Origin of the sequence: Pseudomonas sp. SG20052 (assembly GCF_031766055.1) — a bacterium.
Taxonomy (GTDB): domain Bacteria; phylum Pseudomonadota; class Gammaproteobacteria; order Pseudomonadales; family Pseudomonadaceae; genus Aquipseudomonas; species Aquipseudomonas mandelii.
Window position 1 is genome coordinate 1,875,349 of the sequence record NZ_CP134498.1, and the last position, 12,964, is coordinate 1,888,312.

13 protein-coding genes and 1 pseudogene are annotated in these 12,964 nt (G+C 49.0%); all 14 read left to right on the forward strand.

The genetic code is table 11. The features are described 5' to 3' along the window. Window positions 1-30 precede the first annotated feature (30 nt). The 14 genes and pseudogenes from rpsA (at window position 31) to RHP74_RS08600 (ending at window position 12,961) form a co-directional block, all read left to right on the forward strand. A complete protein-coding gene (gene rpsA / locus RHP74_RS08535) occupies window positions 31-1,722 on the forward strand; it encodes a 30S ribosomal protein S1 (protein ID WP_008148721.1) in 1,692 nt (563 codons plus the stop codon). Window positions 1,723-1,834: 112 nt separating this feature from the next. After that, a pseudogene (locus tag RHP74_RS08540) lies at window positions 1,835-3,088 on the forward strand (IS3 family transposase). 164 nt (window positions 3,089-3,252) lie between these two features. After that, a complete protein-coding gene (locus RHP74_RS08545; protein ID WP_077747954.1) occupies window positions 3,253-3,531 on the forward strand; it encodes a hypothetical protein in 279 nt (92 codons plus the stop codon). 141 nt (window positions 3,532-3,672) lie between these two features. Beyond that, window positions 3,673-3,981 carry an integration host factor subunit beta gene (gene ihfB, locus RHP74_RS08550; protein WP_311098855.1) on the forward strand — a complete coding sequence of 103 codons (309 nt, stop codon included), beginning with the start codon at window positions 3,673-3,675 and terminating at the stop codon, window positions 3,979-3,981. Between the two features lie 11 nt (window positions 3,982-3,992). Continuing rightward, entirely contained in the window at window positions 3,993-4,232 is a 240-nt protein-coding gene (locus RHP74_RS08555) for a LapA family protein (protein ID WP_311098857.1), read from the forward strand. Between the two features lie 231 nt (window positions 4,233-4,463). Continuing rightward, complete coding sequence (gene rfbB / locus RHP74_RS08560) at window positions 4,464-5,543, forward strand: dTDP-glucose 4,6-dehydratase (RefSeq protein ID WP_311098859.1); 1,080 nt, start codon at window positions 4,464-4,466, stop codon at window positions 5,541-5,543. Next, window positions 5,540-6,433 (forward strand): dTDP-4-dehydrorhamnose reductase, encoded by an 894-nt coding sequence (gene rfbD / locus RHP74_RS08565; protein WP_311098861.1) that lies wholly within the window; start codon window positions 5,540-5,542, stop codon window positions 6,431-6,433. Before rfbB ends, rfbD begins: the two co-directional genes overlap by 4 nt. Further along, on the forward strand, window positions 6,430-7,320 hold the full coding sequence (gene rfbA / locus RHP74_RS08570) for a glucose-1-phosphate thymidylyltransferase RfbA (protein WP_311098863.1): 891 nt from the start codon (window positions 6,430-6,432) through the stop codon (window positions 7,318-7,320). The genes rfbD and rfbA overlap by 4 nt, the downstream gene beginning before the upstream one ends. Before the next feature lie 274 nt (window positions 7,321-7,594). Then, the gene (locus tag RHP74_RS08575) at window positions 7,595-8,680 is read left to right on the forward strand and encodes a Wzz/FepE/Etk N-terminal domain-containing protein (RefSeq protein WP_311098864.1); all 1,086 of its coding nucleotides are present in this window, start codon (window positions 7,595-7,597) and stop codon (window positions 8,678-8,680) included. After that, window positions 8,677-9,090 carry an FdtA/QdtA family cupin domain-containing protein gene (locus RHP74_RS08580; protein ID WP_311098866.1) on the forward strand — a complete coding sequence of 138 codons (414 nt, stop codon included), beginning with the start codon at window positions 8,677-8,679 and terminating at the stop codon, window positions 9,088-9,090. Before RHP74_RS08575 ends, RHP74_RS08580 begins: the two co-directional genes overlap by 4 nt. Further along, complete coding sequence (locus RHP74_RS08585; protein WP_311098868.1) at window positions 9,087-10,151, forward strand: hypothetical protein; 1,065 nt, start codon at window positions 9,087-9,089, stop codon at window positions 10,149-10,151. The genes RHP74_RS08580 and RHP74_RS08585 overlap by 4 nt, the downstream gene beginning before the upstream one ends. After that, on the forward strand, window positions 10,148-11,041 hold the full coding sequence (locus tag RHP74_RS08590) for an NAD(P)-dependent oxidoreductase (protein WP_311098869.1): 894 nt from the start codon (window positions 10,148-10,150) through the stop codon (window positions 11,039-11,041). The genes RHP74_RS08585 and RHP74_RS08590 overlap by 4 nt, the downstream gene beginning before the upstream one ends. 92 nt (window positions 11,042-11,133) lie before the next feature. Further along, window positions 11,134-11,805: an HAD hydrolase-like protein gene (locus RHP74_RS08595; protein ID WP_311098870.1), complete on the forward strand. Its 672-nt coding sequence runs from the start codon at window positions 11,134-11,136 to the stop codon at window positions 11,803-11,805. A gap of 28 nt (window positions 11,806-11,833) precedes the next feature. Further along, window positions 11,834-12,961: a DegT/DnrJ/EryC1/StrS family aminotransferase gene (locus tag RHP74_RS08600; protein ID WP_311098872.1), complete on the forward strand. Its 1,128-nt coding sequence runs from the start codon at window positions 11,834-11,836 to the stop codon at window positions 12,959-12,961. The last annotated feature ends 3 nt before the right edge of the window (window positions 12,962-12,964 follow it).

Genomic DNA, 12,964 nt, shown 5'->3' on the forward strand with positions numbered 1-12,964 from the left:
ATCCTTCGCCCTTATTCAACAGGAATTAAAATGAGCGAAAGCTTTGCGGAACTCTTTGAAGAAAGCCTAAAAACCCTGAACCTTCAGGCAGGCTCCATCATCACCGGTGTTATCGTTGATATCGATTACCAAGCTCGCTGGGTAACCGTTCACGCTGGCCTGAAGTCTGAAGCACTCATCCCGCTTGAGCAGTTCTACAACGATGCTGGCGAACTGACTATCAACGTCGGTGACGAAGTTCACGTTGCTCTGGACTCGGTTGAAGACGGCTTTGGTGAAACCAAGCTGTCCCGTGAAAAAGCCAAGCGCGCTGAATGCTGGATTGTTCTGGAAGCAGCCTTCGCAGCCGAAGAAGTGGTCAAGGGCGTTATCAACGGTAAGGTTAAAGGCGGCTTCACTGTCGACGTTAACGGCATCCGTGCGTTCCTGCCAGGTTCTCTGGTTGACGTCCGTCCTGTGCGCGATACCACGCACCTGGAAGGCAAAGAGCTGGAATTCAAGGTCATCAAGCTTGACCAGAAACGCAACAACGTTGTCGTTTCCCGTCGTAGCGTCCTCGAAGCCGAGAACTCCGCTGAGCGTGAAGCTCTGCTGGAATCCCTGCAGGAAGGTCAACAAGTCAAAGGTATCGTCAAGAACCTCACCGATTACGGCGCATTCGTCGATCTGGGTGGCGTCGATGGCCTGCTGCACATTACCGACATGGCTTGGAAACGTATCAAGCATCCTTCCGAAATCGTCAACGTTGGCGACGAGATTGATGTCAAGGTTCTGAAGTACGATCGCGAACGCAATCGTGTTTCCCTGGGCCTCAAGCAACTGGGCGAAGATCCATGGGTTGCTATCAAAGCCCGTTACCCAGAAAGCACTCGCGTTACCGCTCGTGTAACCAACCTGACCGACTACGGCTGCTTCGCTGAGCTGGAAGAAGGCGTTGAAGGCCTGGTACACGTTTCCGAAATGGACTGGACCAACAAGAACATCCACCCTTCGAAAGTCGTACAAGTCGGCGACGAAGTGGAAGTTATGGTTCTGGACATCGACGAAGAGCGTCGTCGTATCTCCCTCGGCATCAAGCAGTGCAAATCTAACCCATGGGAAGATTTCTCTGGCCAGTTCAACAAGGGCGATAAAATCTCCGGCACCATCAAGTCGATCACCGATTTCGGTATCTTCATTGGTCTGGACGGCGGCATCGACGGTCTGGTTCACCTGTCCGACATCTCCTGGAACGAAGTGGGCGAAGAAGCCGTTCGCCGCTTCAAGAAGGGCGACGAGCTGGACACCGTTATCCTGTCGGTTGACCCAGAGCGCGAGCGCATCTCCCTGGGTATCAAGCAGCTGGAAAGCGATCCGTTCTCCGAGTACGTTCAAGAGAACGACAAAGGCGCCATCGTTAAAGGCATCGTGAAAGAAGTTGACGCTAAAGGCGCCATCATCACTCTGGCCGACGATATCGAAGCGACTCTGAAAGCCTCCGAAATCAGCCGTGACCGCGTTGAAGACGCGCGCAACGTTCTGAAAGAAGGCCAGGAAGTAGAAGCCAAGATCATCAGCGTTGACCGCAAGAGCCGTGTAATCCAGCTCTCCATCAAGTCGAAAGACGATGCTGAAGAGAAAGAAGCCATCCAAAGCTTGAAAGACAAGCCTTCGGATAGCATCGCTGCTGGTCCTACCACTCTGGGCGACCTGTTGCGTGCACAAATGGAAAAACAGAACTGAGTTCTGTCAGACCATAGAAAAAGGGCGACTTCGGTCGCCCTTTTTTGTGTCTGGTGGGTGTCCCGTCCTGAATAAGGTTTACACCTTCTGATCTGTTTTTCAGGAGGACGTAATGGAATCAGCAAAAAGGCGTAGTCAGCGAGACTACACGCTGACCTTTAAATTGTCGGTAGTCGATCAGGTCGAAAAAGGCGAGCTGAGCTATAAAGAGGCTCAGGAGCGCTACGGGATTCAAGGCAAAACGACCGTTCTGACGTGGTTACGCAAGCACGGTCGGCAGGATTGGAGCCCAGGCACATACATTGGCTCGCCGAGGATGGGGTCTATGCCCGACAAAAACCGACCATTAACGCCAGAACAACGCATCAAAGAGCTTGAAGAACAGTTGGCGCTGTCCAATCAGAAAGCGCAGTTTTTCGAGGCGGTCGTGGATGTCTTGAAAAATGACTACGGTCTCTCTGTCGTAAAAAAGCGTCCCGGCAAGTCCTCGCGCAAAAACGAATCCAAAACCTGAGCATCAGCAGGGCTTGCCAGTTCATGGGGATAAGCCGCCAGGCTTACTACAAACGCAATCGCGCCGAGGCAGCTCGTCTGGTTCTGGATCAGAAAGTTGCCGATTTCGTTCAACAAAAGCGCCTGCGGCAGCCGCGGCTGGGCACCCGAAAGCTGTATTACTTGCTGCAATGCCAGCCTCAACTTGAGCTGCAAGTGGGGCGAGATCGGCTGTTTTCGATTCTGCGTGAACGGCGTTTATTGGTGGCTCGCAAGCGGGCTTATCACAAGACGACCAATAGTCATCATCGCTTTCACCGCCACCCGAACCTGCTCAAACCAGGTCCTGATCAGGTTGTTCCCTGCGGCCCGGAACAAGTCTGGGTGGCTGACATAACCTATTTGCCAACTCAGGAAGGTGTGGCTTATCTGAGCCTTGTGACGGATGCTTTTTCGCGAAAGATCGTGGGCTATCACGTCCATGAAAGCCTTCATGCCGAGTCGGTAGCACACGCGCTGAGCTGGGCGGTAAAGCACCGTCGGACAGAGCAGCCGTTGGTGCACCACTCAGATAGAGGTATCCAATATTGCTCGGGGATGTACCAAGCGTTGCACGCGAAATACGGCATTCGATGTTCAATGACGGATGGCTATGACTGCTACCAAAATGCCTTGGCAGAGAGGGTCAACGGGATACTGAAGACAGAGCTTATGCTTCAGCGGCCGCAGGATTTGACGCAAGCGAAGAAGATGGTGAGTGAGTCGGTATCGATCTACAACGGCGAGCGACCGCACCTGTCTTTGAAATACAAAACGCCCGATGCGGTGCATCGGGCGTTAGGGTGAAACAGGTGTAAACCTATTTCAGGACTAGACAGGGATTTGGGTTTGTCGGGTGGTTCGTGCGCGGGGTGGCTGTTCTTGAAACCATTGATCCTTCTGTGTTGTCTCTTTCTTTAATCGGATCAATCGCTTATTTGCAGCTAGTCTTTAGCTAAAGAACGATAGCCGGGCAGGGCGTCTGCCATAAGGAAGTGAATGAACAAGCTCATTGTCGCGATGGCAGTCTTGATGCTGGCGGGTTGCGGTACGAATGCCAAGACTCATGCCGTGCGTGGAGTCAGTGGCGTAGAGATAGATTGTTCGGGATTGGGTTCTGGATGGGAGAAGTGCCGTAAACGCGCGGACAAAGAGTGTAAGGCGGCGGGCTATAAGGTAGTAGCCAGGTCCGATGATGCCAAGGATGAGGATGAATACCCTTTCGGCTTCAATCCCGCGGGGTATCTGACGCGCACCATGCTGGTTATTTGTCGCTGAGCTAGATCGCGTCGTAGTTCCTCGTAATTGGGCGGTCATTGCTGGTGAAAATATGTGAAAACCCGGGCTGTTCAAATTCCTCCGGGCATGCTAAAACCTTTGAAGCGCTTTTCCTAGCTGCTTGAAAAAGAAGGGAAAAATATGACGAAGTCGGAGTTGATCGAACGAATTGTCACCCATCAAGGGCTGCTCTCATCCAAGGATGTGGAGCTGGCTATCAAGACTATGCTTGAACAAATGTCCCAATGCCTGGCGACTGGGGATCGTATTGAGATCCGGGGTTTTGGCAGTTTTTCACTGCACTATCGTGCGCCCCGCGTTGGTCGCAATCCGAAGACAGGTCAGTCGGTTAGCCTTGATGGCAAGTTTGTTCCTCATTTTAAGCCGGGGAAGGAATTGCGCGACAGAGTCAATGAAGAAGAGGAGGAAGGCCTTGACCTTCACAGCTAAAGGAGTGATGCATGCGTAACCTCAAGCGGGTGCTCCTCGGTATGGTTGTCCTGTTGTTGATTCTGGCAGTGCTGGCTTTTGTGCTTGAAAATCAGCAGTCGGTTTCGCTGCTGTTTCTTGGCTGGTCAGGTCCGCAATTACCCGTGTCGCTGGTCTTGGTTATTGCACTGCTATTCGGCATGCTGATAGGGCCAATTCTAGGGTGGTTTCTCGGGCGGGCGTCCAGATCCTCTCGCAAGCGTCTTGTATGAACACAAAAAGAATAAGCTGCATCCCTGAATTGCTTCACAGCTTGTCTATATCCATTAGTAAAAGCGTCATTAAGCTGTAAAATGCTGCGCTTATCCGATAGTGGCACGTTCCTGCGTCGGGTCAGACTGGTTCTGTCAGAAGCCTCAGCTTAGATGACGGCTTCTGCATTCATGGATTAGACAGCGCTCGGTTTGGTAGCCCTGTCAGCAACTCAAAGGGTGTAGTTTCGCGTGAAAATTCTAGTAACCGGCGGTGCCGGGTTCATCGGCTCGGCAGTCATCCGTCATATCATCTCCAACACTGCCGACTCCGTCGTTAACGTCGATAAGCTGACGTACGCCGGTAACCTTGAGTCATTGGCCGAAGTTAGCCAGAACTCACGCTATGTGTTTGAGCGCGTTGATATCTGCGACCGCGATGAAATCGACCGCGTCCTGCGTGAACACCAACCAGATGCCATCATGCACCTGGCCGCAGAGTCGCACGTTGACCGCTCGATTTCCGGCCCTTCTGAATTTATCCAGACGAACATCATCGGCACTTACACCCTGTTGGAAGCGGCCCGTCACTATTGGGCTGCGCTGGAGGATGGGCGTAAAGCCAATTTCCGCTTCCACCATATTTCGACTGATGAGGTCTATGGGGATCTTGAAGGCCCGGAAGACCTCTTCACCGAAACCACCCCCTATCAGCCAAGCTCGCCGTACTCGGCGAGCAAGGCCAGCTCCGATCATCTGGTTCGCGCCTGGAGCCGTACCTACGGCTTGCCGACTTTGGTGACCAACTGCTCAAACAACTACGGCCCGTGCCACTTTCCTGAGAAGCTGATTCCGCTGATCATCCTTAATGCCCTGGAAGGGAAGCCGCTGCCGGTTTATGGCAAAGGCAACCAGGTTCGCGATTGGCTCTATGTTGAAGACCATGCCCGTGCTTTGTACAAAGTTGTCACCGAGGGTGTTATCGGCGAGACCTACAACATCGGTGGCCATAACGAAAAGCAAAACATTGAAGTCGTGCACACACTTTGCGCGCTTCTCGACGAATTGCGCCCGGACTCTGCCCATCGTCCGCACGCCAGCCTGATCACCTATGTCCAGGATCGCCCAGGCCACGACCAGCGTTACGCAATCGATGCGAGCAAAATTCAGCGTGAGCTGGGTTGGATGCCGGAAGAAACATTTGAAACCGGTATTCGCAAGACCGTCGTGTGGTACCTCGACAACACTGAATGGGTAGCCCATGTGAAAAGCGGCAGCTACCAGCAGTGGATCGATCAGAATTACGCGGACCGTTCTTCGAGCAAGGCATGAAGATTCTACTGCTTGGAAAAAATGGCCAGGTAGGCTGGGAGCTGCAACGCTCCTTGGCGCCGCTCGGTGACTTGATTGCGCTGGATCGTCATATGGTTGACGGTTTGTGCGGTGATTTATCCGACCTTGAAGCATTGCGCGCAACGATTCGCCGGGTCAAACCTGACGTTATCGTCAATGCCGCTGCTTACACAGCTGTCGATAAAGCGGAGTCCGAGATCGAACTGGCGGACCGTGTTAACGGTCTGGCCAGTCAAGTCTTGGCCGAGGAAGTCACTGCCTTGGGTGCGTGGTTGATTCATTATTCGACCGACTACGTCTTCAGCGGTCAGGGTTCATCGCCTTGGCAAGAGTCTGATTCGGTCGCGCCAGTGAATCACTACGGCGCCAGCAAGCTGTCAGGTGAGGAGGCGATCATTGCCTCCGGTTGCAAGCATTTGATCTTTCGTACTAGTTGGGTCTACGGCGCTCGTGGCAACAACTTTGCCAAGACAATGCTGCGACTGGCTGCGGATCGCGAAACGCTGAACGTTATTGCTGATCAGATTGGAGCGCCTACGGGTGCGGATCTGATCGCCGACGTGACAGCTTTGGCGATTCAGCAAATCATGCAGCGCCCTCAACTGGGAGGCTTATATCATCTGGTGGCGGGTGGCGAGGTGTCGTGGCATGGCTATGCCAGTTATGTCATTGACTTCGCCAAGGCCCATGGCGAAACGTTGGCCGTCACCGAGATCAATCCCATTGCTACGACCGCTTATCCAACACCAGCACGTCGACCTCTAAATTCACGCTTGAATACTCAGAAGTTGCGTGACAATTTTTCTCTACACTTGCCGGATTGGCAAAGTGGTGTAACTCGAATGCTTAGGGAAGTTCTGAATAAATGACCACGACAAATCGTAAAGGTATCATCCTCGCCGGCGGCTCGGGCACTCGTTTGCACCCGTTGACTCTCGGCGTGTCCAAACAGATGCTGCCCATCTACGACAAGCCGATGATCTTCTATCCGCTGTCTGTATTGATGCTGGCAGGGATGCGCGAAATCCTGATCATTTCCACACCTGAAGACTTGCCTTGTTTTCGCAAGCTGTTGGGTGATGGCAGCGTTTACGGGATCAAGTTGACCTACGCCGAGCAACCAAGCCCTGACGGCCTGGCGCAAGCGTTTATTATTGGTGAAGAGTTCATTGGCAAGGATCCGTGCTGCTTGATCCTGGGCGACAATATTTTCTACGGTCAGCACTTCTCGGATAACTTGCGTTCCGCTAGCTCTCAGCAGAAAGGCGCTACTGTTTTCGGCTATCACGTTTCCGATCCTGAGCGGTTCGGTGTGGTCGAGTTCGATGCAAGTGGTCGCGCGTTGAGTATCGAAGAGAAACCTTTACAGCCTAAATCGAACTACGCTGTAACCGGCCTGTACTTCTACGACAATGATGTTGTCGAAATTGCCAAGGGTATCAAGCCGTCCGAGCGTGGCGAACTGGAAATCACCGATGTAAACCGTGCTTACCTTGCGCGTAAGAGCCTGAATGTCGAAATGCTTGGTCGAGGCTTCGCCTGGCTGGACACCGGTACACACGACTCGCTATTGGAAGCCAGTCACTTCGTCCATACCATTGAGCAACGCCAAGGGCTTAAAGTGGCTTGTCTGGAAGAGATTGCCTTTACCAATGGCTGGATCGATGCCAAGCAACTGAGCGCTCAGGCCGAGAGTCTTAAGAAAACCGGTTATGGTCAGTACTTGATGAAGTTACTGGAATCTGGATCTCGTTGAGCGAAAATTCGAACTTGTCGATTCTCGCAAAACGTGGGCAGGGTGTTGATGTTGAAGGGTTTATATTGTTGTCTCAAGACGCCCTAATGGCGTCAGAGAGCAAAAAATCTTCAAAAAACTAGTAAGGTAGGCTTTATCTCGTACCTGCAGCCACACGTATCGTGTCTGAGACTAAGGGTCTTGAAGCAGGTAAAGCGCTTACTTTTTCCTATACCTATCTATCGTATGTAGGATAGGCATCATAATGATAGTGTTATAAAAAGGCTGATTGTTTATGCGGAATAGCTCTATAGAATCTGGAAATGCTGATGAAATAGACCTTCACGAACTCGTGACCGGGTTGTGTGCGCAAGCGCGCGTTATCATCGGGGTGACCATATTTGCGACAGTTCTGGCAGGCGCTTATGCCTTTGTCAGCAAGCCGATTTATGAAGCCAAGGTATACTTGATACCTCCTAAACAGAATGATATCGCTAATATCAATTTCGGCCGCACCAATGAGTCTGATTTGACTCGTTATACAGTTCAAGACATATTTAGTATATTTACGCTGAACTTACAGGCGGAGTCCCTGCGCCGTAGCTTCTATGTTAACGAGTACCTACCTTCGCTGAGTGATTCTGAACGTAAGGAGTCGCAGGACACTTTGTATGGTGATTTCGCGAAAAGGTTAGTTGTTCCTGCGCCAAGCAAGGATATGCCCAATCGATATTTGGTTGTTGCGCAAAATACTGATCCGAAAAAGGCAGCGGAATGGGCGAAAGATTATGTACTGCGAGCGGATGACTTAGCGAAGGCGGAACTGGACAAAAACGTTTCCTTGGAAGCAAATGTTAAAGCTCGCTCTGTTCACCAGCAAATAGAATCTTTGCGCGATATAGAAAAGAAAGTTCGGCAAGACTCGCTTACCAAGCTACATGAGGCACTAAAAACTGCCGAAGCAGTTGGCTTGGAAAAGCCAGCCATCGTGATGGGGGGAACACCTATTGAGGTTGCCGGGAGCATGGAGGATCAATTGACCTATATGAGAGGCACCAAAGCGCTCAAGTCAGAAATTGAAAATATCTCAATGCGTTCGTCCGATGATCCTTTTATTCATAAGTTGCGTGATTTGGAAGTTAAATATAACTTCTATAAAGGCATCGAGTCCAACGCGTTAGATGTGAAAATGTTCCGTGTAGATGGTGATGTAGAGGTACCTGATAATCCGATCAAGCCTAAAAAAGGACTGATTATTGTCTTGGGACTGATATCGGGATTAATGCTCGGGGTGGCGATAGCTTTTGCACGTTTATATATTTCTCGTAGTTTAAAAAGAAAGGGGTCTCTGTCCCCCGAATCAGCGGGGGGCGGAAAGTGAGCCAGATAAAATTTATCGATTTTCAGATACTTGGAGATGATCGGGGGAGTCTGGTCGCTATTGAGCAGGGGAAACTGATCCCCTTTGAAATTAAGCGAATCTATTACTTGTACCATACCTCGGAAGGCGTAAGCCGTGGTTTTCACGCACATCGTGATTTGAAGCAGGTTGCCATTTGTGTTTCGGGGAAGTGCCGAATGGTGTTGGATAACGGCACTGTTCGTGAAGACGTCTGGCTGGATTGCCCTACCAAAGGCCTCCTGATTGAAAGTATGGTGTGGAGAGAGATGCACGATTTTAGCCCGGACTGTGTGCTGCTTGTTATAGCCAGCCAACCTTACGATGAAAGTGATTACATCCGGGACTATCGGGAATTTTTAACTATTCAGAAAGTGGAATCAGTTCAATGAAGAAAATATTAATTGCCGGAGCTGGTGGCGCACCTTCTGAAGGAGTTATCTTTTCGCTACGGCGGAATACTGATAACTGTGTTATTGGTATGGGTTCTGAACCTACTGATCTGATTCTGTCAAAAGCAGAAAAAAAATACTTCGTGCCGAACGCGGATGCAGCGAATTATAAAGAATCCCTGTTAAAGGTTCTTGAGCAAGAAAAACCAGACCTGATCCATTTTCAGAACGACCTGGAGATATTTCACGCTTCGAAATTGAGAAGCGATATTCTTGCCACAGGTACGAAGGTATTTATGCCTGATCACGATGTGATCGATACCTGTGTGCACAAATATAAGTCTTACCTGGCATTTGTAAATGCTGGTGTAAAAGTTCCAAAAAATATGTTCATCAATACAGTGGAGGATTTGCATAAAGCTTTTAGTTCACTTGGTGATCAAGATGGCAAAATCTGGCTAAGAGCCTCATCAATTGGTGGTGGTGGTAAAGGTTCTTTGCCTACAAATAATATCGATCTGGCCAAGGCCTGGATTGATCATTATGCAGGCTGGGGAGATTTTATCGCCGCAGAAATGCTCACTCCGCAGACCGTAACTTGGCTGTCGATCTGGTACGAAGGGGAATTGATTGTTGCTCAGGCCAGATCCAGACAAGGTTGGACACACGGCAACCGTACTATTTCGGGCGTTACAGGTGTCACAAAAGTCGGGATGACTTGCGATGACGCCCAAGTTTCTGAAGTTGCTATCAAGTCGATTAAAGCTGTCACCGCAAAACCGCACGGGATATTCGGTGTAGACATGGCCTATGATAAGGATGGTATTCCTAATCCAACGGAAATTAACATCTCGCGCTTTTTCACTACCGTGCGCTTCTTTACCGAAGCTGGCTTGAACATGCCTGAGATATTCAAATGCCTGGCGTTGGGTCAAGAATTGCCGAAGTTTGAGAAAAAAATCAATCCACTGCCGGCCGGTTTAATGTGGATGCGAGGCATGGATACATCTCCCGCACTGGTGACTGATCAAGATATGCTCGAGAGGATTGTCTTCCTATGAATATCCTGATTACTGGAGCAAGTGGATTCGTGGGTTCGCGCTTGTTAACAATGGCGGCTCAGAGATTTGGCAATGCAAACGTAACTGCCCTGACTTCAAAAGCTATTTCAGGGTATAAATGCATTATCGCTGAAAATCAGGATTTGAGTACTCTGAGTAATCAGGTTTTTTCAGAAGTAGATGTTTTGATTCATGCTGGAGCTTTCACGCCAAAAAATGCGAAAGAGGCCAATTGCTTGGCATCTTGCAATAAAAATATAACGTATACCGAGCAGTTGTTGGGTTTTCAGTTCAATAGATTGAAAAAAATTATCTATACAAGCACTCTCGATGTATATGGCGAATCTAACTGCATTTCGGAGTCTACAGAGACCAAGCCTGCAACTCTTTACGGTGCTTCCAAGTTATATTGTGAAAAGATGATCAGTGCCTATGGTGCAGACAAGGGAATCGGCACTCAAATATTAAGATTAGGCCACATCTATGGTCCGGGTGAGGAGAAATATCAAAAAATGCTCCCCCTGACTATCAAGAATGTATTGTTAGATAAGCCGGTCGAAATTTGGGGCGGGGGAGGGGAGTTACGCAGCTTTATCTTTATTGATGATGTCGTAAGTGCCATCATCCATTCGATTGAGTGGAAGTCAGATAATGACGTCATCAATGTTGTCGGTGGGGTTTCCCTGAGTATTCGCGAGCTCGTTGAAAAGATCATCACTATAAGTGGCAAAAGCGTTGATATTGTTTTTCGGGAAGCTCCGAGTAATGGCAAGAATTTTGTTTTTGATAATCGATTGCTCAAAGATACTCTTCTGCGGACCGAAACTGACTTTGACAGTGGTTTAGAGGTCGAATACCGGTACATGGAAAGTAAGTTAAATGTACGGTAATCAGTTGTTGCCTCGTGACAAATTATTGTCGGAAACGGGTAATGCTGGTCTGGGTTTTCTGATATTTAGATCAGTTTTGTTGGGGGAGACTTATGAAAAAGATTAAGCAAATATTTCTTGACCTGGATGGGCCGTTGCTCGATGGCAAATACAGACATTACAGCTGCTACAGTTACATATTAAAGAAATATGGTTTCTCCGCGATAGCGTTGGATGAGTATTGGGAAAAAAAGAGATCACTGTTGAATCGAAGAGATCTCCTTCAACTGTCTAATGCAAGTTCTATATATGACGAATACTTGGATGATTGGCTTTCACTGATTGAATCGCAGGAGTTTCTAGCACTGGATAAAGTGCAGGAAGGTGCGATTGACTGTTTGCGGGCATGGAAAAGCCTGGGTGTAAATTTAGTATTAGTTACATTGAGAAAGAATAAGGAAGCTGTCGAAGAGCAGTTGCATTTGCAAGGATTGGCATCGTTACTAGATACGATTCTGGTTTGTGATCATGTCAGTGGTGGGTTGGGCAAAGCAAATGCTGTCCGCAATTGCCAAGACGTCGAGATCATGACAGAAAACTCAGTCTGGGTAGGTGACACTGAGGTGGATTGGGAAGCGGCCCGTTCATTGGGCGTGGATATTATTTTAGTTGAGAATGGCTTGCGAAATAAAGCGTACTTAGAGCAAATGCAGGGTAGTACGGTTGTCCCTTCAATTCAGCACGCAATGAAGCTGTTTGGATTGACGTTGGATCTAAGTCGCTAATTATTTTAAGTTTTCAGGAGAATTGAATATGGTTCCTTTCCTTGACCTCGGGAGTGTAAATTCCCAATTTAGGAACGAGTTGATCGAAGCGATTACACGCGTTGTCGATTCTGGCTGGTATATTCAGGGGGAATGTGTCAAGAAATTTGAAGCAGCGTTTGCAGATTTTTGTGGTGTCAAACACTGTGTTGGTGTGGCTAACGGACTTGATGCGCTTACGTTGACCCTGCGGGCATGGAAAGAGTTAGGGAAGATACAGGAGGGTGATGAGGTAATTGTCCCTGCCAATACCTATATTGCAAGTATTTTGGCAATAACTGAAAACAAGTTGACGCCTGTATTAGTCGAGCCTGACGAAGCAACTTACAATTTGTGCCCTGAGAAGGTTCGTGCCGCTATAACTTCCAAAACCAAAGCAATTATTCCGGTTCATTTGTATGGCCAGTTGTCAGCCATGCCAGCCCTGATGAGTCTTGCAGAACAATACAACCTCCTCGTTCTAGAAGACTCCGCACAGGCACATGGTGCTAGTCTTGATGGGCGTAAAGCCGGTAATTGGGGAAATGCATCCGGATTCAGTTTCTACCCAGGAAAAAATTTGGGAGCGCTGGGTGATGCCGGTGCCATTACTACAAATGATGATGATCTGGCTGGCGTGCTACGAGCTTTAGGCAATTATGGCTCTCATGAGAAGTACAAAAACTTATATCAAGGCGTGAACAGTCGTCTGGATGAAGTTCAGGCTGCAGTACTTGGTGTAAAGCTTAAATATCTGGATATACACACGGCGCATAGGCGCAAGATTGCTCAAGTTTATTTGAAAGGCATTAACAATGCTGCCTTGACGTTACCAATGAGCCGGAGTGAAGATGCCTTGTCGTGTGAACGTCATGTGTGGCATCTCTTCGTAATTCGCTGCCAGGAAAGAATAGCTCTGCAAGAGCACCTTGCAAAAAGCGGAGTGCAAACACTGATTCATTACCCAATTCCGCCTCACAAACAACAAGCGTACCCTCAGTTTAACCATCTGAACTTTACTGTTACCGAACGTATTCATCAAGAGGTCTTAAGTCTTCCAATGAGTCCGGTAATGACGCTCGAATCCGCAGAAGTTGTTGTCGATGCGTGTAATTCATTCGTGACTAGCGGCCGCTAAGAG

What these genes read in the sequence shown, in the direction of transcription:
- rpsA (WP_008148721.1), top strand. Translation starts at nt 31, where the DNA reads ATGAGCGAAAGCTTTGCGGAACTCTTTGAAGAAAGCCTAAAAACCCTG.
- RHP74_RS08545 (WP_077747954.1), top strand. Translation starts at nt 3,253, where the DNA reads ATGAACAAGCTCATTGTCGCGATGGCAGTCTTGATGCTGGCGGGTTGC.
- ihfB (WP_311098855.1), top strand. Translation starts at nt 3,673, where the DNA reads ATGACGAAGTCGGAGTTGATCGAACGAATTGTCACCCATCAAGGGCTG.
- RHP74_RS08555 (WP_311098857.1), top strand. Translation starts at nt 3,993, where the DNA reads ATGCGTAACCTCAAGCGGGTGCTCCTCGGTATGGTTGTCCTGTTGTTG.
- rfbD (WP_311098861.1), top strand. Translation starts at nt 5,540, where the DNA reads ATGAAGATTCTACTGCTTGGAAAAAATGGCCAGGTAGGCTGGGAGCTG.
- rfbA (WP_311098863.1), top strand. Translation starts at nt 6,430, where the DNA reads ATGACCACGACAAATCGTAAAGGTATCATCCTCGCCGGCGGCTCGGGC.
- RHP74_RS08575 (WP_311098864.1), top strand. Translation starts at nt 7,595, where the DNA reads ATGCGGAATAGCTCTATAGAATCTGGAAATGCTGATGAAATAGACCTT.
- RHP74_RS08585 (WP_311098868.1), top strand. Translation starts at nt 9,087, where the DNA reads ATGAAGAAAATATTAATTGCCGGAGCTGGTGGCGCACCTTCTGAAGGA.
- RHP74_RS08590 (WP_311098869.1), top strand. Translation starts at nt 10,148, where the DNA reads ATGAATATCCTGATTACTGGAGCAAGTGGATTCGTGGGTTCGCGCTTG.
- RHP74_RS08595 (WP_311098870.1), top strand. Translation starts at nt 11,134, where the DNA reads ATGAAAAAGATTAAGCAAATATTTCTTGACCTGGATGGGCCGTTGCTC.
- RHP74_RS08600 (WP_311098872.1), top strand. Translation starts at nt 11,834, where the DNA reads ATGGTTCCTTTCCTTGACCTCGGGAGTGTAAATTCCCAATTTAGGAAC.